Below are 21,518 nucleotides of genomic sequence, written 5' to 3'. Positions count from 1 at the left end.
AACGAGCGCTTACGTCTACCTACCTTTCAATGCATGAGTCCCCGCGTCATCACCCTGGAAAGCGAGATCGATTGGCCTGGCTTCCGACGTGAGGCTCGCACGCTGCTCGCTTCATTGGTCCCGCCCGATGAAGTCGTGTGGCAGACCCCCGGTCATCCGGCGCCGGAGCTGTGGCAGGCCGAGGCACCGCCCAGCCCCGTGGCCGGCAGCGCGCCGATGCGTCGGCTTGGCGGTTCGGGCCCGTCCCGCCTGGTGGTGCCGCCGGCCTTCATCACGCTGTGCGAGAAGGTGGTGTTGCATCAGGATCCACAGCGTTTTGCACTGCTTTACCGGCTGCTGTGGCGCCTCGTTCACGAGCGTGGGCTGCGCCAGGATCCACTCGACCCCGACCGCCTGCGGGCGCGGCAGATGCTGCAGTCCGTGCGGCGCGACCTGCACAAGATGAAGGCCTTCGTGCGCTTTCGCCCGGTCGGCCAGCCCGAAGGCGAACCCCCGCTGTCGGTGGCGTGGTTCGAACCCGAACACCACATCGTCGAGGCCGTCGTGCCTTTCTTCGTGCGCCGCTTCACGCAGATGCACTGGGCCATCCTGACGCCGGAATGCTCGGTGCGCTGGATGCCCGCGCCGGCGAATTCGCCGCCTCTGGCGGGCGAAGACGCTCTGCCCGGCGAGCTGGAATTCGGCCCCGGGGCGTCCAAGGAGCAGGCACCGGCGCCCGACCAGGGCGAGGCGCTCTGGCTCACCTACTACGCCCATATCTTCAATCCGGCGCGGCTCAAGCTCTCGATGATGGCCAAGGAGATGCCGCGCAAGTACTGGGCGAATCTCCCCGAAGCCCAGCTCATCGCGCCGCTGGCCGCGCAGGCTTCGGAGCGGACGACCCGGATGGTCCAGGCGGTTCCGGCGGCCCCGCGCCGCCGCATTCCCGCAAGGGCGCCGCTGCCCCCCGTGGATTCGATGCACGACCCCGAGGCGTCGCTGGCGGCCCTCGCCAAGTCTGCGGACCGCTGTCGCGACTGTCCGCTGGGCGAGCATGCGACGCAGGTCGTCTTCGGGGAAGGCGCGCTGCAACCGCCACTCATGCTTGTCGGCGAGCAGCCGGGCGACCAGGAAGATCTGGCGGGGCAGCCCTTCGTCGGTCCGGCGGGCCGGCTGCTGGACCGGGCGCTGCAGGAGCTGGGCTGGCCGCGCGACGCGCTCTACCTCACCAATGCAGTCAAGCATTTCAAGTTCGAGCTGCGTGGCACACGCCGCATCCACAAGAGCCCAGGCCAGCGGGAAGTGCTCGCGTGTCAGCAATGGCTGGAGCGTGAAGTGGCGCTGGTGCGCCCCAAGGCATTCGTCGCACTGGGCGCCACGGCAGCGCGTGCGCTGGTGGGCCGTGCGGTCCCGGTGATGTCCGAACGCGGCCAGTGGTTGACCGGTCCGGCCGGGCTGCCGGTGCTGATCACCCTGCATCCTTCTGCCCTGCTGCGGGGCGATCCCGCCGAAAAGGATTCGGCATGGCGGGCCTGGCTCGACGATCTCGCCCTTGCCAGCCGGTACATCCGCGGCGAGGAGGAAGGTGCGCTCAGCCAGCCGCGCGCCGAAGCGTGACCAGGGTGATCTCCGAGGGTGCACCCATCCGCTTGGGTGGGCCCCAGTAGCCGGTCCCCCGGCTCACGTAGACCCACATGTCCTGCAATCGATGCAGCCCTGCGGTGAAGGGCTGCTGCAGCGGCACGAATAGATTCCAGGGAAAGAACTGCCCGCCGTGCGTGTGGCCCGACAGCTGGAGCTGGAAGCCGGCCTCGGCCGCGGCCGGCGCGCTGCGCGGTTGATGCGCGAGCAGGATGCGCGTGGCCACCATGGGCGGGGCGTCGCGCAGTGCCTCCTGCGGATCACTTTCGTGTGAGGCGTCGAAATGGCCGGCCGTGTAGTCGGTGATGCCGGCAACCAGCAGCGCGCTGTCCAGGATCTCCTCGTCGGTCTGGGCGCCATGCACGCTGCGCGTCTGCAGCACCACATGCTCGTTCAGCAGCACCTTGAGGCCCAGCCGCCGAAGTTCGGCGATCCAGGCATGGGCACCGGCGTAGTACTCGTGGTTGCCGGTCACCACGAAGGTACCGTGGCGCGCGCGCAGTCGGGCCAGGGGAGCCACATGCTCGCGCAGCTCCGGGACCGAGCCGTCCACCAGGTCGCCCGTGATGGCGATCATCTCGGCCCCGAGCCGGTTCACTTCCTCGACGATCCGCGCGATGTGCGCGGCCCTGATCGTCGGGCCCACATGCAGATCGCTCAACTGCGCGATGGTGAAGCCTTCCAGGCGAAGGGGCAGGTCGGCGATCGGCACATCCACCCGGCGCACGGGCGGCGTACGGCGGGCGAAGAAGAGGCCCACGAGCGAGTCGGCCGTGGCCAGCGCCATGACGGCCAGCGCGCTGGCCTGTTCCCAGCCGCCGCGTGGCATGGGGTGATCGGCCATCCGCGTCACCGCCCAGGCCGACAGCAGCCCGATGTCGCGCAAGACGGCAAGCACGAACACCGAGGAGAACCAGCCCATGGCGAGCAGGCCGAGCCAGGACACCGGGCGTTGCCAACGCCGGGGCAGGGGAAAGCGGCGCAGGAAGGGCAGAGGCATGGTCAGCGCCGACACCAGCAGCATCAGCGCGAACACAGGCCACGCCCCGGTGGCCTGGGCCAACGCAGGAAGCAGCCGCACAGCCAGGAAGACGTGCAGCAGCGTGGTGAGGAGGACGAGAGGAGCGAGGCGCATGGCGGACAGTCGCCATTTTGCTGCGGCGCAGCAAATTCCGCACGTGGGGAAACCCGCTGTCGGGTGCCGCGGGCGTAATAAAAAGCGCTAAAGGTAAAAAGAGGATCTGCAGATCCTCGCCGCTGGGCGAGGATTCGGCCTCTCCGGGGGGCGTCAGCGCGCTGTCTGCGGTCCCTGGGCCAAGGCCTGCGGCGGCTGGGTCGCGGCCGCGATATCGAAGTTCGATGGCCACAGGAACAACGTGCGCCCAGGCGCACCCAGCGCGACGTTGAGCGTCTGTGTGAGCGTCAATGGTCCGAGCGTCGCCTGCACGTCATAGGTGCCGGGCGCCAGCCGGGCCAGCATGTAGGGGCCGTGGGCGACGGCGTCGAGCACCTGTTCGCCGTTGTACTTGTTCACGACCCGCACCTTCACCGGTTCGTCGAACTGGCCGCGCTGGCCTCGCGAGACGGCGAACTCGAGCGTGGCACCCCAGCGCGGCGACACCATTTCCATGAAGGCGCGCTCATCGCGGCCCACGCCACCGCACATGTATTCGGTGCCCTGCGGAGCCATGAGGATGTCCGGCAGCGGCGCAGCGGCGGCGGTGCCGGCTCCCAGGACACAGGCGCCCACGGTGCAGGCGGCGGAAAGAAGACGGGAGAGCCGGAAGGACATGGACTTCTTCATCAACGGTGTTCGGGGCGAGGCGGGTGCTTCGCAGGACCTTCGGAGACCGCAACAGCGGCCGACCATTGTGCTCAGCAAGAATCGGGCGCAGTCTGAGGACTGCTCCGCTTGACATTGCGGGGGGCGTCCGGGCGACTTTGGCGCTCACGCGCGCCAGGGTGGGGCACGACGAGCGGCCCTGCACCTACAGGCGCCGCACGTCCGCAGGGCTACAAGGACGGGACTTTCACGATTTGCACAGAAGCCCGCCATGACCCAGCCCGGATTTCCCCAGACCCCCGAATCCTCCGACGCGCCCGCCGACACTGCGTCTGCCGCGGGCAGCCAGTCCTGGATGGACGCGGTGAAGGCCTTTGACGCCCGCCGCCCCGACCTGCCGGGAGAGCACCTCGTGGTGCTCGGCCTGGGCGTGGCGCTGCTGCTGTCCTCGGGCCGCAGCCGCTCCATCCTGGGGCGGCTGGTGAAGGCGGCGGCCGGCGGCGCCCTGATGGCGCGCGCCGCCAGCGGCACCGGCGGCGTGGCTCGCGTGGCCCAGTTGATTGCCAAGGTCACCTGAGCGCAGACACCAGGCTGCACGGCGCGCTCCCGAGAGCGCGGGACGCGGCAACCGCCGGGTTCCTCAGGCCTTGGTCAGCCGGTACTGCACCGGGTCGGCCGTCAGGTAGCCCACGGCACAGGCATAGCGGCCGTTGTAGTTGGCCTTGATCAGCGGATCGAGCGTCGGCTGCACGATGCTGTGGAAGGCTTCCCAGTCGCCCGCGTGCTGGAAGTTGCTCATCACGTAGGTCCAGCCGTTGATCTCGTCGACGGCATGCAGGCCCGTGGATTCGGCGCCTGCCGGCGTCGAAAGGATGCGTGAGAGCTTCCTGGTGTCGACGTTGTAGGCCCACAGGAAGTTGTTGACGTGGTTGCCGCTGTCTTCGCCGATGAAGAGCGTGCGCATCTTCTCGGAAAACTTCAGGTTGTCGGCGCTGGAGATCTTGTCCGGGTTGGTCGTGTTGCCCAGCGCATCCGGCGTGGAGAGGTCTTCGCCCGTCAGCATCACGCGCGAGCTCAGGGCTGCCCATTCGCTGTTGATGGCGTTTCCGTCCGAGTCCTTGGCGCCGGCGCCCAGCTTGTGCTCCAGGATCACGCCGCAGCTGAGCTTCTTGGGGAAGGTCACGTTGGCGCTGGCCGACCAGCCGGTGCCGGCATTGACCATCGAGTTCTGCACGTTGGTCACGCCGGAGTACGCGAGCTTGTCCTTGACGTTGACGGTCGTGCCTTCCATCTTGGTGAAGGCCATGCTGCCGCCCTTGAGCGCGGCGTAGCGGTGCGTCTCCAGGAAGGCGGCGGCCTTTTCCTTGCCGGGCTTGATCCTGATCCAGTTGGCCTTGCCGCTGTAGAAGATCCGGGTGAAGCTGGTGTCGCCCGGGTCGGTGTCCCGGACGTCCATGATGTCCGTCGGCACGAGCGCATCGGCCAGCGCCTCGATGGCCGAGCTGGTAGCCGAACCCAGTTTGATCCACGTCAGCCGGGCGGTGCTGGTGTCGGTCAGCACCTCGTCGTAGCGGGCCACGTAGAGCGTGCCCGAGGACAGGTCGCGCGCCTTGTCGGCCACGAACATGAACAGGCCGCCGTTGGTCGCGTCGTCGCCCATCAGCGCGGTCCGCTCGTCGGGCATCACCTGGATCAGCTCGTGCGAGATGCGGCCCAGGTTGTAGTGCTTCCTGCAGCTGCCGGTGCCGTCGGCATTGACGCTGATCTCGGGCAGGTGACCGTAGTGGTAGGGGTTGGCCTTGGTGGCATCGCCGAAGAGGTTCTTGCTGTAGGCCTTGAACATCGTGTTGGTCGAGATGGCGAAGGCATCGGGCTCGTACTCTTCGCTCGACAGGTGCGTGCCCCAGGGCGACAGGCTGGCCCCGCAGGTGATCCACAGGCCGTGTGCGGCCGAGGTGTCGACGTTGTGGTACTTGACCAGCGCGAGCTTGCCGGTGGCCGGGTCCTGGTCCAGCGTCAGCACCGCGATCGGCGAGGGCAGGGTGCCGTAGGTCGAGTCGCCGTTGAGGTTGCGCGTGGTGTATTCGAACTGCACCACCGCGAACACTGTGTTGCCCTTGACGCCCGCCACCTTGGCGCCGGGCACCGTCAGCAGCGAGCTGCCATCCGCACAGTCGGAGAAGAACTGCCGCTGCTGGCCGGCGAGCGAGCTGTCGATGATCGGCTGGTTGTTGATGTCGTAGTAGCCGCCTGCCACGACGGTGCCGCCCTTGCCGTCCGGCACCGCGGTGCCGGTCACGAAGAAGGGCTTGTACGCCAGGGCATAGCTGGTGCTGCTGCCATCGCTGTACGACACCTTCATCACCGCACTGGTGGTCATGGTCGCCATCTCGGCCGGCTTGGCCAACGAGGGCGCGGGCATGCTGCTGAACTCGGTGGCGACGTACTGGGCGGCGGCGGGTGCGGCCACGGGTGCGGGGGCGGGCGCAGGGGCCGGCGCGGACGCCAGGCCGGCGAAGCCGACATGGCTGCCACCGCCGCCGCAGGCGGTCAGCAGCGCGGCGCCGCCCAGGGGCAGCAGGGGCGCGGCGCCGAACAGGCGCAGGGCCTGGCGACGCGAGGGGACGGATGGGGTGTTGTCGTGGGTATTCATCGTCTGGACTCGGTGGAACGGAATGGACTCCGGCCAGCGGCGTGCCCAGCAAAGACAGGCCGCCGGCCGCGAAGCCGAGACGATGGCGTGGTCCCGTGACAGGGCCGTGAAACGGTCAGCCCTTTGGCAGCTGGTCGTGCCAGGCCGGGCGTGCCGCCGCCGTTGCGGCGGGCCTTGCCCGGGCACGCTCAGGTGCCGATGAAGCCGCCGTCGTTGCGCGTGATGACGATGGTGGCCGAGCGAGGGCGGCTTGCGCCGCCATCGGGCCAGTGGCTGCTGAACTTGGACGGATCGGTGATGTTGGCGACCGCCGTGTCCTCGCCCGGATGCTGGATGTTCACGAAGATCGCGCGGCCGTCGCCCGATTCCGCAATGCCGGTGATCTCGCATTCCTTCGGTCCGACCAGGAAGCGGCGCAGCGTGGCTGTGCCCGGGGCCTTGCCCACGATCGTGCCCTGCTGGCGCGTGCTGCCGTCGGCGGCGATGTTGGTGATCGTCTTCGCGCCGCCGTCGCCCACCTTGCCCGGCAGGGCGGCCAGCATCATGCAGTTGGTGACGTCGGTGTAGGCGCCGTCGTCCGTCTGCAGCCACAGCAGGCCGGGGCGGGCCTGGCTGAACCACAGGCCGTCCGGGCTCGAGAAGTCGTTGTCCGCGCCGAGCTGCGAGAGGTTGATGTCGGCCGAGGCCGTCGAGCGCGCGCCGAAGAGGTACACGTCCCACTTGAAGGTGGTGGAGGCCGCATCGCCGTTGGTCTCGGAGAAGCGCAGCACATGGCCGTTGGGATTGCCCAGCTGTGCGGTCTGCGCCGTGCCCTTCGGGTCGTTGTAGAAGCGCGGGTTGGCGGCATCGGTGGCGGTGATGGGACGCGAGCTGGCGTTGGTGTTGGTCAGCGTCACGTAGACCTCGCCGGTCACCGGGTTCACGGCCGTCCACTCGGGGCGGTCCATCCTGGTGGCGCCGGCGGCGTCGGCGGCCAGGCGGGCGTTGATCACCACGTCGGCGGCATCGGCGAAGGCATAGGTGGTGTTGGCGGCGGTGATGTTGTTCACGCCCAGCTTCAGCTCCAGCCAGGTGCCGGTGCCGTCGGCGGCGAACTTCGCCACATACAGGCGGCCGTCGTCCATGTACTTGTCGCCGGCGGCCAGGCCGCCGCCCACGTCGGCCGGGTCCCAGGCACGGGTGGAGACGAACTTGTAGATGTACTCGTTGCGCGAGTCGTCGCCCATGTACCAGACCAGTGGCCTGCCGGCCACGACTGGGCCGAGGCAGGCGCCTTCGTGGCCGAAGCGGCCCAGGGCGGTGCGCTTGCGCGGCGTCGAGAGCGGGTTGAAAGGGTCGATCTCCACCACCCAGCCATAGGTGTTGGGGCCGTTGCGGAAATCGTCGGCGGCACTGGCACCGGTGACCTGGGCATTCCAGCGGCCATACAGGTTGTCGCTGGTGTCGGGCGTGACGGTGGCCCACAGCTCGCGGCCGTTGCCGGCCACGCCATAGCGGTTGAGCGACACGAGCTCCTTGGCCGTGCGGGCGGCGTTGTCGGTGGCGGTGACGCGGCGGAAGTAGCCTGCCCAGTTCTCCTCGCAGGTGAGGTAGGTGCCCCAGGGAGTGGTGCCGTTGGCGCAGTTGTTGACCGTGCCGCGGGTCTTGCTGCCGTCGGTCGAGTACCTGGTCTTGACCGCGTCGGACTTGGCGGCCGGGCCCGACAGGCGCATCTCGGTCAGCGTGTGCACGCGCCGGTTGAAGCTGGAGCCGCGCTTGTAGCCCCAGGTGCTGCCGGTCTTGCCGACTTCGATCACGCTCACGCCGTGCAGATAGAACTCGCGCTGCACTTCGCCGGGCACGGTGCGGACCTGGGCGGTGCCGCTGCCGGTGGTGGTCTGGCCGGCGGGGTGCAGGAAGGCAGGCGTGATGGCCTCGTGGTTCATGACCAGCAGGCCGCGGTCGGCGGCGGTGGGCGCCCAGGCGCCAGTGGCGCCCATGCCGAAGAAGGTCATGCCGTCGTGGTGGTCGCCGGCGCGGCGGTCGTAGGTGCTCGGATCGTCGTTGCCGTCGTTGGCGTAGGCGGCCACGTCGGTGCTGATCGGGTCGCCCAGGCGGTACATCACCGTCGCGGTGTAGCCGGCGGGCAGCACCACGCGGTCTTCCAGGCTCTTGGCCACCGGGTTGAAGCTGAGGGACAGCGGGGCGGGGGCCGGCGCGGCACCAGGGGCAGGCGCAGGCGCCGGGGCGGGAGCCGGACTGGCGCCGACGGTGGGCACGAAGACGCCATTGCTGCCACCGCCGCCGCAGGCGGTGATCAGCGCCGCGCCGCCGCTGGCGACGCCGAAGCCCAGCAGGCGGCGGCGGTTCATGCGGGCGGCCACCACCTCGTCGAAGCTGGGGTTGGCGCTGGAGTTGTGGCCGACCTCGTCGGGGTCGATCGAGGGCATGCCCAGAGGCTGCGAGGTGCTCATGACGGATTCCGTGGGGTGTTGGAGAACAGCCGGCACGGTATCGGCGAGATATGACAGTTCAGCGAAAGTCAGGTTCTCGCAAGCACGTTTGGACTAGCGAATGAGCCGCGCTGCTGCGGCCAGCGCCGGGCGCGCCCAGGCTCCGCCCTTCCGATCAATACCCGGCGCCCGCCGGATCCACTCCACGTGGCCACAGGGCCCACAGGCGCAGGGGTTGCTTCATGCGCGCCGCGAAGCGGCCGGCCTCGGCGCCGGTGCCGGCGAAGAAATCGGCCCGCACGGCGCCCAGGATGGCACTGCCCGTGTCCTGCGCCACCACCAGCCGCGACATCTGCGCCACCGGCCCGCTGGTGGCCAGCCACACCGGCGTGCCGTAGGGAATGGACTCGCGATCCACCGCGATGGAGCGCCCCGCGGTGAGTGGCACGCCCTGCGCACCGCGTGGGCCGAAGGCGGCGTCCAGCTCGGTCAGTGGCTCCTCGCGGAAGAACACATAGCGCGGATTGCTCCACAGCATCTGCGCCACCCGCTGCGGGTTCTGGCGCGCCCAGTCCTTGACGTCCTCCGGCCAGCGGCCGATGGGCGACACGCCCTGGCTGGCCAGCCATTGCTGCACGCTGCGGTAGGGCTGTTCGTTGGTGCCGGCGAAGGCCAGCCGCACCGTGCGGCGGCTGCCGTCGGGCTCGGTGATCTGAAGCCTGCCCGAGCCCTGGATGTGCAGCATCAGCGCGTCCACCGGGTCGGCCAGCCAGGCGATCTCACGCCCGCGCAGCGCGGCCTGGGCCTCGGGCAGGGTGTCGATCTGCTGGCGCGTGTACCAGGGCCTGCGCGGCGCCCAGCCCGCCGGCGTCTGGTAGAGCGGCACGGCATAGGTGGAGGAGGGCGTGCGGCTGGCCTCGAAGACGGGCTCGTAGTAGCTGGTGAGCAGGCCCTGGGACTGGCCGTCGGCCGCCTCCACGCGATAGGGCTGCAGTCGCTGCATCAGGAAGGCGCGCTGCTCCTCGGGCGTGCCGATGGACAGCCGCCGCAGTTCCTGGCATAGCGGCGAGATCACGGCGTTGGGGCGCTGGCAGTTGGCCATCAGCACGATCCACGCTTCATGCATCGCATCGTCCTGCACGCCGGGCAGTTCGGACCAGTCCACCGGCACCCAGCGGCTCTTGGGGTGGGTCAGGGGCCCGGTCAGCGGCGCCAGCGGCGGCTGCGGGGGCGGCGCCGTGGGCGCGACGGTACGTGCCGGCGGCACCGGTGCCGAGGCGCAGCCCGCCAGCACCGCTACGATGGCCGCCGCTGCCAGGGCCGCCAGAGCGCGCCAGCGTCCCGTCCCGCGGGGGGATGACCTGGGGTCGGAGTGGCCATCCATCGGAAGCAGCCGCGAAACTTGTGGAGCATTGGGACGCATGTACTTGATTTTGCTGGAGGCGTTCGCCGCATTGGCGGTGCTGGTGCTGATTGTGTGGTGGACCATGTTCCACGGTCGGCGCGGGGGTGAACTGCCGCCGGACGAGGACCGTGACCGCAAGCCCTGACCCTGTCGGACGGTCGGCCAGTGGCCTGTGGGAAGCGCATGCGACCTCATGGGGGCCAAGCTGGCAAACGATTCATTTTTGATAGCAAGAACTGCTCATGGTTGAAGGCTTTTCCGGTCTTTTCTGTGGGTCTGGTTGTCGCGCCGCGCCGGGTCGTCAGCTCCCGCTTCGGCTCCCATAATGGCGCCAACCCGCCGGTGGACGGACGTTCCGGACCTTGCCGCGATGGGTGTCATTCAAGGAGAAAAAACCATGCAACGACTTTCCGGCAAGCTCGTCCTCAGTGCCGCCACCCTCGCCGTGGCCCTGACCGGCTGCGCCAACATGAGCGACACGCAGCGCACCACGGGCATGGGCGCGGGCATCGGCGCCCTCGGCGGTGCGGCCATCGGCGCGGCCACCGGCAACAGCCGCACGGCCGCGACGGGCGCCGCCCTTGGCGCCGGCGTGGGCGCGCTGGGCGGCTACCTGTGGTCGCAACGCATGGAGGCGCAGAAGCGCCAGATGGAGCAGGCCACCCAGGGCACCGGCATCGCCGTGTCCCAGACCGCCAACAACGAGTTGAAGCTCGCGATCCCGAGCGACGCCGGCTTCGACACAGGCCGCGCCAACATCCGTCCGACCCTGGCGGGCGTGCTGGACCAGTTCGCCACCGGCCTGCGCAACAACCCGAACGCCGAAGTGCGCATCATCGGCCACACCGACAACACCGGCACCGACGCCATCAACGACCCGCTGTCGGTGCAGCGTGCTGCTTCCACCCGCGACTACCTGACCTCGCGGGGCGTCCCGGCCCAGGCGATCCAGATCGACGGCCGCGGTTCGCGCGAGCCCATCGCCGCCAACACCACCGACGCAGGCCGGGCCCAGAACCGTCGCGTCGAGATCTACGTCGGCGAACGCGCACCGGGTCGCGGCTGATCGTCCCGTCGGCCCCCATGCGTGGGCCGATGGCACCTGCCCAAGCCATGGCCGGCCCTCGGGGGTCGCCCATGGCTTTGTTGCGTCTGGGCCGGGCGGCCGGTCAGGCTTCTGCGCCGCGCAGCAGGTTGGCCAGTTCCACGGCCGACTTCACCTCCATCTTGTCGAACACGCGCGCGCGGTGGACTTCCACCGTGCGCACGCTGATCGACAGCTCGTCGGCGATGAGCTTGTTGGGCAGACCGCGGACCACGCGGCGCAGCACCTCGCGCTCGCGCTCCGTCAGCTCCGACAGGTGCTGCTGGATGCGCTGGCGCTCCTGGCGTGCGTCGATGGCGGTCTGCGACAGGCGCAGCGCCTCTTCCACCCGATCCACCAGCGCGTTGTCCGAGAAAGGCTTTTCGCAGAAGTCGAAGGCGCCGCGTTTGACGGCATCGACGGCAGTGGGCACATCGGCATGGCCGGTGAGGAAGATCACGGGCATCTCGCCCAGCTGCCCGGCGCTGGCCAGGCGGTCGAACAGCGCCAGGCCGCTGGTGCCGGGCATGCGCACATCCAGCAGCAGGCAGCGAGGTTGGTTGAGGAAGGCGGTGCTTTCCTCCAGTCGGGCGGTGAGGGCGTCGGCGCTCGCGAAATGCTCGCTGGCCAGGCGGCGTGAGCGCAGCAGCCAGGCCAGGGCCTCGCGCACGCTGGCGTCGTCGTCCACGATGAAGATGAGGGCGTCGATCAGGGGTTGCATGGTCGTCAGGACGGAAGAGTGACGGTGTCGCCGCGGCCCGTGGGCAGCGTGAACCGGAAGACGGTGCCCCGCGGGCGGTTGGGTGCGTGCTCGAGCGCGCCGCCGTGCTGCTCGACCACGGTGCGGCACAGGCTCAGGCCCAGGCCCATGCCGTCGCGGCGGGTGGTGAAGAAGGGGGTGAACAGCCGCTCCTGCACGTCGGCGTCGATGCCACTGCCCTCGTCGGCGACGCTGAAGACGACCCAGCGGCGGGTTTCGCCCGAACTCCCATCGGCCAGGGTGGCGCTGAGCGTGAGCACGCGCCGCCGCAGTTCCGGCCGGTCCATCGCCTGCATGCCGTTGCGCGCCAGATTCAGCAGCACCTGCTCGACCAGCGAGCGGTCGCACAGCACCGGCGGCAACTGGGCCGGCACGTGCAGCTCGATGCGCACATCCAGCTTGCGGGCCTGCAGCTGCACCAGCGGCATCACGGCCTCGAACAGCTGCAAGGGCGTGACCATCTCGCGCGCGCGCTCCCGACGACGCACGAAGTCGTGCACGCTGCGTATCACGCGGCCCGCGCGCTCGGCCTGCTCGGCGATGCGTCGCATGGCCAGGGCGAGCTGGTGGCGGTCTTCCGCCTCCTGGCCGGGCAGCGGCGGGCTTTCGAGCAGGTTGATGGAGCCGGTTGCGTAGCTGGCGATGGCGGCCAGCGGCTGGTTGAGTTCGTGGCTCAGCAGCGAGGCCATTTCGCCCACCGTGGCCAGGCGCGCGGTGGCCTGCAGCCGCTCCTGGCTGGCGCGGGACATCTCCTCGATGCGGCGTTGCTCGCTCAGGTCGACGACGGCGCTCATCCAGCCGGTCTGCACGCGCCGGTCGTCGATCAGCGGTGTCTCGAAGATCAGCACTGGGAAGCGGCTGCCGTCCTTGCGGCGGAAGACCGACTCGTAGCCCTCGCGCGCCGTGCCGCCGCTGGCCTGGCGCATGTGCTGGCGGTTGCGGTACTCGGCCAACAGTTCCGGCGGCCAGTACGGCATCTCGTCGGCGCGGCCCAGCAGTTCCTCGGCGCTGAAGCCCACCATGTCGCAAAAGGCCGCGTTGACGTAGGTGACGCGGCCGTCCAGGTCGCGCGCACGCAGCCCGGTGAGCACCGAGTCCTCCATCGCCTTGCGGAAGGCCAGCGTGTTGGACAGGTCGTGCTCCACACGCAGGCGCCTGCGCGTGTCGCGCGCCAGCAGCACCAGCACCGACACCAGCGCGATGGACATGGCGGTGACCAGTCCGGTGAGCAGGTTGGGGAAGAGATCCGGCGCGCTGCGCCAGCCGTCCACGCGCAGCATCAGCGTGAGGCCGGGCAGCTCGAGCGCCTGCTGGGCCGTGAACACGCGGTTGCCAGCACGCCGGGCGGTGCCGATGCTGGCCAGGCGGGTGCCGTCCAGTTCCAGCAGGGAAACCTCCTGGCCGCGGGTCATGCTCGCCTCCAGCAGTTCGGAGAGCACGCCGCGCAGCGAATAGAGCGCGATCAGATAGCCGCCGTGACGCGAAGGCAGGCAGACCTCCAGCACCTCGATGCCGCCGCCGCCGGGCAGCGGCAGGTAGTGCGAGGGCGCATAGGCTCCGCCGCGCTGGCGCTCGGCCGCAGTGCAGGCCTGCACCAGCTCCGGCAGGCTGGACGGGCGCTGCTGCAGGTCCAGGGGATGTGGGCGGTAGGGTGTGTCTTCCGCCGTCTGCAGGGCCAGCGACGCATCGCGCCGCTCGATCCGCAGCCATTCGCGGTGGCTGCGCAGCAGCTGCGCCGCTTCGCTCCCGAAGCGCTGAGGATCGGCGTCGGTGGCCTGCAGGCTCTGCAGGTTCCGGGCAAGGGCCGAGCGCAACTCGGACGTGGCGTCGGCCGTGTCGCGTTCCAGCCGCTGCTGCACCTGTTCGATCTCGTGGCGGCCGGCCAGCCAGACCACGGTGATGAGCAAGCCTGTGACCAGCAGCGCCAGCAGCGCCCACAGGAACCAGCGCCGCCACATCGAGCGCAGGCGCCGCCAGCCGGCGCGCGGCAGCGTGGCCGCTTCGTCGGGCAGGTCGGTCGCGGGCAGGGTGGCGCTCATCGGAAAAGGGCTGCGCTCACAACACGCGGTGGCCGAGCGCCGGCAGCTGCTCGCGGCAGGCGCGCAGGCGGGCGATGTCCAGCTCGGCGATCACCACGCCTTCGCCCTCGTCGCGTCGCTCGGCCAGCAGCTGGCCCCAGGGTTCGGCCACCAGCGTCTGTCCCCAGGTGCGCCGGCCGTTCTCATGCCGCCCGCCCTGGGCCGGCGCGGCCACGAAGGCCAGGTTCTCGACGGCGCGGGCGCGCAGCAGCAGCTCCCAGTGGGCCTGGCCCGTGGTGTGGGTGAAGGCGGCAGGCACCAGAAGCAGCTCCGCGCCCTGCGCCGAGAGCTGGCGGTAGAGCTCGGGAAAGCGCAGGTCGTAGCAGACCGAGAGACCCACCTTCCAGCGGTGGCCGTCGCGCGAAGGCAGCTCGAACAGCCTGGGCGTGCCGCCAGGCGCGATCACGCGCGACTCGTCATAGCGCTCGCGGCCGTTGTCGAAGCAGAAGAGATGGATCTTGTCGTAGCGCGCCACGCATTCGCCCGTCGGCGCATAGGCCAGCGAGGTGTTGAACACATGCGCCTCGTCGTGCGCCTGCACGGGCAGTGTGCCGCCCACGATCCACAGGCCGAACTCGCGCGCGCAGCCGGCCAGGAATTCCTGCACCGGACCATGGCCGGGCGCCTCGCGCAGTGGCAGTTTGTCGGTGTCGCGCTGGCCCATGAGGCAGAAGTACTCGGGCAGGGTGGCCAGCTCGGCCCCCGCCTCTGCGGCCTGGGCCAGCAGCAGGCGGGCGCGCGCAAGGTTGTCCTCGCGCACGGTGCCCGAGACCATCTGGATGGCGGCGATCTTCATGGTTTGGCCTCGTTGTCGTTGACGGCGCCGACGCCACGCGGCCCGGCCGCGCGCGGCACCTTGACCACGCGCGGATCGGTCCAGGTGCCGTCGATGAGGAATTCCTGCGTCGTGGCGGCCACCAGCGGGCGGCTCAGCACCATCTGCGCCAGGAACGTGCCCAGCCCGACGGCCGGGTTGATGGCCGTGGCCACCAGCGCGGCCGTCCCGGCATTGATCTCGGGGATCACCACCACGCGCAGCTGCTGCGTCTCGTGGGCGATGTCGGCCGAACCGTCCATGAAGACGGCGGCGTTCACGCCCTTCATCTGCAGGTTGTTGGTGCTGGCGATCCCCCGGGCGATGCGTGCATCGCCACGGATCTGGTCGAAGGCGAAGCCGGCGCTGAACAGGTCGCGGAAGTCCAGCGTCAACCGGCGCGGCAGGGCCTGCAGGTTGATCACGCCCAGCAGCTTGGCGATGCCGGGTTCGGCCTTGAGGAACTGGCCGCTGGTGACATCCAGGTGCAGGTTGCCGTCCAGCGAGGCCACGTCCAGATCGAAGGGCGAGCCCTGCCAGTCGACGTTGCCGCCCAGCCGGCCCTTGCCCGAGGCAAGCACGCCGGGCATGCCGAAGCGGCCCAGCAGGGCGCCGGCGTCGTCCATGTCGAGGGTGAAGTCCAGCGTCATGCGGCGCTTGGCGCCGGCCGAGCTGGGCGGGGCCCAGCGGCCCTTGGCGTCCAGCCGGGCCTCGGGCAGCGTGAAGGCCAGCTTGTCGAGCCGCCATTCGCGGCGCCCGCCGTCGGCCGCCTGCGTGGCGGCCACGACCTCGGCGCGGCCCAGGTGGCGGCCCAGCAGCTCCAGGTCGTCCACCACCACGTCCAGCGCCGGCAGGTCCTCGGGCGGCGCAGTGTCGAGCAGCGATTCGACCTGCTCGCGCGATTCGCCCGGCGCGATGCGCAGATAGGCCAGACGCGCCTTCACCTGCGCCGGCGCCTGGTCGCGGAACTCGATGTTGCCGCTCAGCTCGCGCGCCTGCACCTTGGCCTTGTAGAGGTTGCCTTCGATGGTGCCGTCCACGGCGAGCTCGTGCAGCGTGCGGCCGGCCACCTGCAGACGGCCGGCCTGCAGCGCGACGCGGTTCGGCAGCCAGGGCGAGGCGGCCACCGCCCGGGCGGTGCCCGGTGGCGCGGGCGTGGCCGGGGCAGCCGGTGCCTTCTGCGTGGCCAGGGCGCGCCAGGCGTCCACGTCGATGTCGTCCAGGTGGATCTGCGCCAGCACGCCGGTGGCAGGCAGGGTCTTCGAGCCGGCGACAGCGGTGCCGATGCGCAGCGCGCCACGAACGACCGTCGGCTGGGGCGTGTCCAGGTCGCGCACGTACTGGGCCGACGCCACGTCGCCCAGGCGCACGTCGATGGTCTCGGTGCGGCCGCGGCGTGCTTCCTCCGCCTGGCGCAGTGACAGGCGAAGAGGACGCGTCGATTCGGGAGACTTGCCCAGGGGCGCTGGAAGATCCATGCCCAGACCCTCCAGACTGCTCTCGAACTGGAAGTCGGGCACGCCGCCCTGCAGTTGCAGGCTGGCCGTGTAGCTGCTGCCACCCTGCAGCCGGCCAGCCAGGCCGTTGAGTTCAGGCTGGCTTTCCACCGTGCGAAGGCCTTCGGCCGTGAAGCGGCCCTGGGCCTTGAGGGACAGCGGCTTGTTGCCAAAGCCGCCCTGGCCCTCGATGCGGATCGGGCCACCCGCCAGCTGGGCCTGAATGCCTGCCAGCGAGAAGCCGCTGTCGGTGAACTGCAGCGTGCCCTTGACCTGCGTGAAGGGCGGCGAATGCGGCACCAGCCGCACGTCGTTGCCGGGCAGCACCACGCTGGCCTTGACCTGCGTCTGGTCCATGTGCGCGAGCGGCATGTCCATGTCGAAACGGTAGTCGGCATTGCCGCCCGCCTCGATGCCCGCGATGAAGCTGCGGGCGTCGCCGGTGAGCGGCGCGCCCTGGCGAAGCAGGTCGGCCACCGGCCCGCGCGCCTGCAGCTGCAGCAGCAGGTGTGGCGCCTGCGCGAGGTCGGGGATCCGCGCCTCGCCCTTGACCAGCTCGATGGCCGGCGCACCTGCCATGCGTCCACGGGCGTTCAGCACCTGCATCGTCTGCCGGTCGAACACCAGTTGGCCCGACAGCCCGGTCACGCCCGGCCAGGCCGCCTGGCCCGCGGGCACATGCGGCACGTAATTGAACTGCACGTCCTGCACCTGGGCCGTGATGTGGAAGGCGTCCTGCGGCGCCATCGACGGCACATGGTGCAGGTCGCCGCGGATGCGGAACTGCACGTCGCTGGCGCGGCCCTTGACCACGGCGTCGCGCACGTAATGCCGCGTCTCGGCCGGTATGCCCAGCGGCAGGTAGCGGTGCACCCGGGTGCCGTCGGCGCGGGTGAGTTGGGCGGTGAGGTCGAGCACGCCCGGAAAGCGGCCCGGCCCGGTGGGCGCCGGATCGCCCGTGCGCCAGCGGATCTGGGCGCTGCCCTCCGCATCGGCATTGACCAGGCGCAGGTCGGGCAGCTGCACCTCGATGTCCTCGCCCTTGTGGCTCCAGCGCACGGTGGTGTCGAGCCGGTCCACCGGCACCGACGGCTCCTCGAACACGCCGGGCACGTCGACCGCGCCATTGCGGATCTGCAGCTGCGCCGTGCCGCCGTCCTGGTTCAGGTCCACCTCGGCGTCCAGGCCGCGCAGCCCCGGCGAGCCGGGATGGTGGCCGTCGGGGGTGGCATTGCGTGCGTCCGCGGCCACCGCCAGACCCTTCACGCGCAGCCGGGCCTGGTAGCGCGTGGGCGAATCGGCCGGGCCCTGCCAGCTGCCCTCGATGTGTTCGAGCAGGCCGCGTGGCGCCCGTACCGCCAGCAGGCGCCGCACCTGGCTGCCGATGGGCAGGCGGTCGGCGATGAGCGCCATCGCACCCAAGTCGAGCTGGTCCGCGCGCAGGGCGCCGCTTTCGGGGGTGCGGCCGTTGGCGGGCTGCGTGCGCAGCCAGAAATTGCCGCCGGGCCAGCGCTGTCCGTCTCCGGTGGCGAATTGCAGGTTCTGGGTGGAGAACTCGAACAGCGCGTCCGTGGCGCGCACCGACAGGCGGCCGGTCAGGTCGCGCAGCTGCAGCGGCTCGAGCTGCGCGCCGAGCACGGCGTCGATGCGCTTGAGCGCCAGATCGGCCGCACCGCCGACGGCGCGTCCCGACTCCACGTCGATCCAGGCCCGCACCGCTCCCTCCCCCTCGCGGATGCGGGCGTCGAGCTTGACGTACTGGCCCAGCCGTGTGACGTCGATGAAGGGAAGGTCGGCGTAGAGCTGGCCGGTCCAGTCGCGCCAGTCGCCGCTGCGCAGGCTCAGCAGCGGCTGCCGAAAGCGGCCGCTGATGGAAAAGCGCTGGCCCCAACCGTCGGGCGGCGTCGCGTCCAGGCGCATCGCATGGCTGCGCACGCCGTTGCGCACCACGAAGCGCACGTCGGACAGCGTGAGCATCGGCGCCGTGCGCGTCTCGTCGGTCCAGCGCACGGTGCCGTGCTCGACCACCACCTCGCGTTGGGAGAAGAGCCAGTCGGCGCCCGGGCTGTCGTCCTTGCGGTCGTCGGGGTTGAGCACCACGCCGGCGATGCGCAGCCGGCCATCGGCGCCGCGCCGCACGGCGAGTTCGGGCCGCTCGATGTAGAGCTGCTCGAAACCGCGGTGCCACAGCGAGCGCGGCGACACGCTGGCCACCACGCGCGCCAGCCGCAACGCCTCGCCGCGGCCAGGGTCTTCCAGCACGACGTCGTGCAGCTCGAAGGTCGGAAACAGGCTCCTGGAGTACGCCTGGAGCGAGCCGATGCGAACGGGTACCCCTGCGAGACGGCTGGCTTGCACCTCCAGTGCGCCGCGCCACTCGCCGATCCGCGGCACAATCCACGCGTGTAGGACGACGACGCACAGGCCGACGAGCAACCAGCCGGCCACCACCAGGGCCAGCAGCCAGCGTGCTGCGGCAGCTGCGATCCTGAGCAGACGTGGAGGAGATGGCGTCGTGACATTCATGAAGGATCGCGCTGTGTCGGAAATTATGACCGTCCGCCCCTGGCCCGGTTCCGAGCCGGCCGGCGGAGAAGGCCCATCAAACCGTCCGATTTCGGAGCATGCGTCGCATGCCGATGCGTCGGCCGCCATGCCGGCCTCGCGAGGGCTTTCGTCGGGCTCGCGTTTTGTCCAGCGGCTGCGTCGGCGCTATGCGGACGAACTCCCACTCCTGCCGCCGGGCGCGCCGCGCCGACCTTACATGGAGGCCGCGCTCGCTGCATTGCGCGCGGCCGGCCGACCTACGGGCGATGCGCTGCGCATCGTTCGCCAGCTGGTCATGGAGCGACTGATCGCCCGCGACTGCGACGAGGGCGCCCCGCTCGAGGAAGTGCTGCAGGCGGTCACCGAACTGGCCGAGTTCGCCCTCGACACCGCCGCCCGTGAGGCCTGCGCCGAACTCGACGCCGTGCACGGTGCGCCGCGCACCGCCGGCGGCCAGCGGGCGCAGCTGTGGATCGTCGGCATGGGCAAGCTGGGGGCGCGCGAGCTCAACGTCTCCAGCGACATCGACCTCATCTACCTGTACGACCAGGACGGCGACACCGCCGGCGACGCCCAGGGCCGCGGCAGCATCGCCAACCAGGATTACTTCGGCCGCGCGGTCAAGCGCATCTACCAGCTGGTGGGCGACACCACCGAGCACGGCTTCGTCTTCCGCGTCGACCTGGCGCTGCGGCCCAACGGCAACTCGGGGCCCAGCGTGGTCTCGCTCGATGCGCTGGAAGAGTACTTCCAGGTCCAGGGCCGCGAATGGGAGCGCTTCGCCTGGCTCAAGAGCCGCGTGGTCGCGCCTACGGCCGCCATCGAATCGGGCAGCGCCCAGGCCCTGCGCGGCGTGGTGCTGCCCTTCGTCTTCCGCCGCTACCTGGACTACAGCGTGTTCGACGCGCTGCGTTCGCTGCACCGCCAGATCCGGGAGCAGGCCATGCGTCGCAGCGCCGGCCGGCCCGAGCGGGCCAACGACGTCAAGCTCTCGCGCGGTGGCATCCGCGAGATCGAATTCATCGTCCAGCTGCTGCAGGTGGTGCGCGGCGGGCAGTTTCCCGAGCTGCGCACCCGGCCCACGCTGGACGCCCTGCAGCGCCTGGCGCGCGCCGGCCTCATGCCCCAGGCCACCGCCGACGAGCTGGACCGCGCCTACCGATTCCTGCGCCAGGTGGAGCACCGCATCCAGTACCTGGACGACCAGCAGACCCACATGCTGCCCGTGGCAGACGACGACCTGCGCTGGATATCCGCCACGCTGGGCTTTCCGGACTGCTGCGCCTTCCTCGAAAAGCTGGACACCTACCGCGAGTTCGTCGCGCAGGAATTCGACACCCTGCTCGGCGGCGAAAAGCGCTGCAGCGGCGGCAGCTGCCAGCGCGGCGGCGCCGGCCAGCGCGCGGCGCCACAGGACCTGGGCGAGCTGCTGGCCAGCCTGCCCGCGCCCTTCGCCGAGCGCGTGCGCCAGTGGGCCGACAACCCGCGCATCACCGCCCTGCGCGACGAGGCCCGCGCGCGGCTGCGTCAGCTGGTGATCCGCACCGGCCGCTGGCTGGAGGAGTCCGAGGCCTCGACCGCAGGCGACCGCTGCGCCCATCCGGTCGATGCCGCCCTGCGCTGGGCCGACTGGATCGAGCCCCTGCTGCGCCGCGAGAGCTATCTGGCGCTGCTGGTGGAACGCCCCGGCGTGCACGAGCGGCTGCTGCGCCTGCTGGGTGCCGCCAAGTGGCCGGCGCGCTACCTGCTGCAGCACCCCGGCGTCATCGACGAGCTCGCCAGCCCCGACATGCTGGCCGCGCGCTTCTCGGCCATCGAGTTCGACGCCGAACTGGAGGCCCGCCACCGTTCGCTCTCGCGCACCGGCGAGGCCGACGAGGAGGCGCTGATGAACCTGCTGCGTCGCGCCCACCATGCCGAGGTCTTCCGCATCCTGGCGCGCGACCTCGAAGGCCGGCTGACGGTGGAGCAGGTGGCCGACGACCTGAGTGCGCTGGCCGACACCGTGCTGGCCATCACCGCGCGCTGGTGCTGGCCGCATGTGCGCAACCGGCACGCCGAGCTGCCACGCTTCGCCGTGATCGGCTACGGCAAGCTGGGCGGCAAGGAGCTGGGCTATGGCAGCGACCTGGACATCGTCTTCGTCTATGAAGACGAGGACGAGCGGGCACCCGAGGTCTACGCCGCTTACGTGCGCAAGCTCATCAACTGGCTGACCATCAAGACGCGCGAGGGCGACCTGTTCGAGATCGACACCGCGCTTCGGCCCAACGGCAACTCCGGCCTGCTGACCATCACCTTCGACGCCTACGAGAAATACCAGCTGGGTCGCGGCAGCAACACCGCCTGGACCTGGGAACACCAGGCCATGACGCGCGCCCGTTTCGTGCTGGGCAGCGTCGAGCTGGGCGCGCGCTTCAATGGGGTGCGGCATGCGGTCATTGCCGCGCCGCGCGACCGCGCCGCCTTGCGGCAGCAGATCGTGGCGATGCGCGAGAAGGTTCGCGCCGCCCATCCTGTTCGTGCCGGCCGTTTCGACGTCAAGCACAGCGCGGGCGGCATGGTGGATGCGGAATTCGCTGTGCAGTACCTGGTGCTGGCGCATTCGGGCGAGGTGCCGGCGCTGCTGGACAACGTGGGAAACATCGCGCTGCTTCAGCGTGCGGAGGCCGCCGGCCTGTTGCCGGCGGGCGTGGGGCATGCCGCCGGCGATGCCTATCGCGAGCTGCGCCGCCTGCAGCACCGCGCGCGCCTGGACGAAGCGCCCACGCAGGTGCCGCCCGAGCTGGCAGCCCGCGAGCGCGCCGCCATGCTGTCGCTGTGGGAGGCGGTCTTTGGCTGAGGCG

14 protein-coding genes are annotated in these 21,518 nt (G+C 70.4%); 5 read left to right on the top strand and 9 right to left on the bottom strand.

Annotated elements, in window-relative coordinates:
- Nucleotides 1-33: 33 nt before the first annotated feature.
- A complete protein-coding gene (locus BXA03_RS05885) occupies nt 34-1,596 on the top strand; it encodes a UdgX family uracil-DNA binding protein (RefSeq protein ID WP_076505007.1) in 1,563 nt (520 codons plus the stop codon).
- On the opposite strand, the gene BXA03_RS05880 is transcribed toward BXA03_RS05885, so the two are convergent.
- On the bottom strand, nt 1,571-2,755 hold the full coding sequence (locus tag BXA03_RS05880; RefSeq protein ID WP_076505002.1) for a metallophosphoesterase: 1,185 nt from the start codon (nt 2,753-2,755) through the stop codon (nt 1,571-1,573). The genes BXA03_RS05885 and BXA03_RS05880 overlap by 26 nt on opposite strands.
- Before the next feature lie 153 nt (nt 2,756-2,908).
- Nucleotides 2,909-3,412 carry a hypothetical protein gene (locus BXA03_RS05875; RefSeq protein ID WP_076505734.1) on the bottom strand — a complete coding sequence of 168 codons (504 nt, stop codon included), beginning with the start codon at nt 3,410-3,412 and terminating at the stop codon, nt 2,909-2,911.
- 262 nt (nt 3,413-3,674) lie between these two features.
- Between BXA03_RS05875 and BXA03_RS05870 the strand changes: the two genes are divergently transcribed.
- On the top strand, nt 3,675-3,980 hold the full coding sequence (locus BXA03_RS05870) for a hypothetical protein (protein WP_234983611.1): 306 nt from the start codon (nt 3,675-3,677) through the stop codon (nt 3,978-3,980).
- 63 nt (nt 3,981-4,043) lie between these two features.
- On the opposite strand, the gene BXA03_RS05865 is transcribed toward BXA03_RS05870, so the two are convergent.
- From BXA03_RS05865 to BXA03_RS05855, 3 genes are all read right to left on the bottom strand, one after another.
- Nucleotides 4,044-6,056 (bottom strand): PhoX family protein, encoded by a 2,013-nt coding sequence (locus tag BXA03_RS05865; RefSeq protein WP_076505000.1) that lies wholly within the window; start codon nt 6,054-6,056, stop codon nt 4,044-4,046.
- Between the two features lie 188 nt (nt 6,057-6,244).
- Nucleotides 6,245-8,509 carry a PhoX family protein gene (locus tag BXA03_RS05860; protein ID WP_076504998.1) on the bottom strand — a complete coding sequence of 755 codons (2,265 nt, stop codon included), beginning with the start codon at nt 8,507-8,509 and terminating at the stop codon, nt 6,245-6,247.
- A 154-nt stretch (nt 8,510-8,663) separates the two neighbouring features.
- Nucleotides 8,664-9,872 (bottom strand): murein transglycosylase A, encoded by a 1,209-nt coding sequence (locus tag BXA03_RS05855; protein ID WP_234983610.1) that lies wholly within the window; start codon nt 9,870-9,872, stop codon nt 8,664-8,666.
- A gap of 37 nt (nt 9,873-9,909) precedes the next feature.
- Between BXA03_RS05855 and BXA03_RS27425 the strand changes: the two genes are divergently transcribed.
- Nucleotides 9,910-10,038: a hypothetical protein gene (locus tag BXA03_RS27425; protein WP_255377167.1), complete on the top strand. Its 129-nt coding sequence runs from the start codon at nt 9,910-9,912 to the stop codon at nt 10,036-10,038.
- Nucleotides 10,039-10,290: 252 nt separating this feature from the next.
- Nucleotides 10,291-10,959: a YiaD family glycine zipper/OmpA-like lipoprotein gene (locus BXA03_RS05850; RefSeq protein ID WP_076504996.1), complete on the top strand. Its 669-nt coding sequence runs from the start codon at nt 10,291-10,293 to the stop codon at nt 10,957-10,959.
- Nucleotides 10,960-11,062: 103 nt separating this feature from the next.
- On the opposite strand, the gene BXA03_RS05845 is transcribed toward BXA03_RS05850, so the two are convergent.
- The 4 genes from BXA03_RS05845 to BXA03_RS05830 are packed head-to-tail and all read right to left on the bottom strand — an operon-like array spanning nt 11,063 to nt 18,651.
- Nucleotides 11,063-11,698: a response regulator transcription factor gene (locus BXA03_RS05845; RefSeq protein WP_076504994.1), complete on the bottom strand. Its 636-nt coding sequence runs from the start codon at nt 11,696-11,698 to the stop codon at nt 11,063-11,065.
- Nucleotides 11,699-11,703: 5 nt separating this feature from the next.
- Nucleotides 11,704-13,776, bottom strand: a complete 2,073-nt coding sequence (locus tag BXA03_RS05840) for an ATP-binding protein (RefSeq protein ID WP_083715909.1) — start codon at nt 13,774-13,776, stop codon at nt 11,704-11,706.
- A 16-nt stretch (nt 13,777-13,792) separates the two neighbouring features.
- Nucleotides 13,793-14,611: a carbon-nitrogen hydrolase family protein gene (locus BXA03_RS05835; protein WP_076504992.1), complete on the bottom strand. Its 819-nt coding sequence runs from the start codon at nt 14,609-14,611 to the stop codon at nt 13,793-13,795.
- A complete protein-coding gene (locus BXA03_RS05830) occupies nt 14,608-18,651 on the bottom strand; it encodes a YhdP family protein (RefSeq protein ID WP_076504989.1) in 4,044 nt (1,347 codons plus the stop codon). Before BXA03_RS05830 ends, BXA03_RS05835 begins: the two co-directional genes overlap by 4 nt.
- 127 nt (nt 18,652-18,778) lie before the next feature.
- Between BXA03_RS05830 and glnE the strand changes: the two genes are divergently transcribed.
- Nucleotides 18,779-21,514, top strand: coding sequence for a bifunctional [glutamate--ammonia ligase]-adenylyl-L-tyrosine phosphorylase/[glutamate--ammonia-ligase] adenylyltransferase (gene glnE / locus BXA03_RS05825; RefSeq protein ID WP_083715939.1), 2,736 nt, complete (start codon nt 18,779-18,781; stop codon nt 21,512-21,514).
- The last annotated feature ends 4 nt before the right edge of the window (nt 21,515-21,518 follow it).

This window comes from Pseudacidovorax sp. RU35E, assembly GCF_900156165.1.
Taxonomy (GTDB): domain Bacteria; phylum Pseudomonadota; class Gammaproteobacteria; order Burkholderiales; family Burkholderiaceae_C; genus Xenophilus.
Note: the sequence above shows the minus strand (reverse complement) of the source record. Positions and strands in the feature narration are given on the sequence as shown.

What these genes read in the sequence shown, in the direction of transcription:
- BXA03_RS05840 (WP_083715909.1), bottom strand. Translation starts at nt 13,776, where the DNA reads ATGAGCGCCACCCTGCCCGCGACCGACCTGCCCGACGAAGCGGCCACG.
- BXA03_RS05875 (WP_076505734.1), bottom strand. Translation starts at nt 3,412, where the DNA reads ATGTCCTTCCGGCTCTCCCGTCTTCTTTCCGCCGCCTGCACCGTGGGC.
- BXA03_RS05860 (WP_076504998.1), bottom strand. Translation starts at nt 8,509, where the DNA reads ATGAGCACCTCGCAGCCTCTGGGCATGCCCTCGATCGACCCCGACGAG.
- glnE (WP_083715939.1), top strand. Translation starts at nt 18,779, where the DNA reads ATGCCGGCCTCGCGAGGGCTTTCGTCGGGCTCGCGTTTTGTCCAGCGG.
- BXA03_RS05870 (WP_234983611.1), top strand. Translation starts at nt 3,675, where the DNA reads ATGACCCAGCCCGGATTTCCCCAGACCCCCGAATCCTCCGACGCGCCC.
- BXA03_RS05845 (WP_076504994.1), bottom strand. Translation starts at nt 11,698, where the DNA reads ATGCAACCCCTGATCGACGCCCTCATCTTCATCGTGGACGACGACGCC.
- BXA03_RS05835 (WP_076504992.1), bottom strand. Translation starts at nt 14,611, where the DNA reads ATGAAGATCGCCGCCATCCAGATGGTCTCGGGCACCGTGCGCGAGGAC.
- BXA03_RS05855 (WP_234983610.1), bottom strand. Translation starts at nt 9,872, where the DNA reads ATGGATGGCCACTCCGACCCCAGGTCATCCCCCCGCGGGACGGGACGC.
- BXA03_RS05850 (WP_076504996.1), top strand. Translation starts at nt 10,291, where the DNA reads ATGCAACGACTTTCCGGCAAGCTCGTCCTCAGTGCCGCCACCCTCGCC.
- BXA03_RS05830 (WP_076504989.1), bottom strand. Translation starts at nt 18,651, where the DNA reads ATGAATGTCACGACGCCATCTCCTCCACGTCTGCTCAGGATCGCAGCT.
- BXA03_RS05865 (WP_076505000.1), bottom strand. Translation starts at nt 6,056, where the DNA reads ATGAATACCCACGACAACACCCCATCCGTCCCCTCGCGTCGCCAGGCC.
- BXA03_RS05880 (WP_076505002.1), bottom strand. Translation starts at nt 2,755, where the DNA reads ATGCGCCTCGCTCCTCTCGTCCTCCTCACCACGCTGCTGCACGTCTTC.
- BXA03_RS05885 (WP_076505007.1), top strand. Translation starts at nt 34, where the DNA reads ATGAGTCCCCGCGTCATCACCCTGGAAAGCGAGATCGATTGGCCTGGC.
- BXA03_RS27425 (WP_255377167.1), top strand. Translation starts at nt 9,910, where the DNA reads ATGTACTTGATTTTGCTGGAGGCGTTCGCCGCATTGGCGGTGCTGGTG.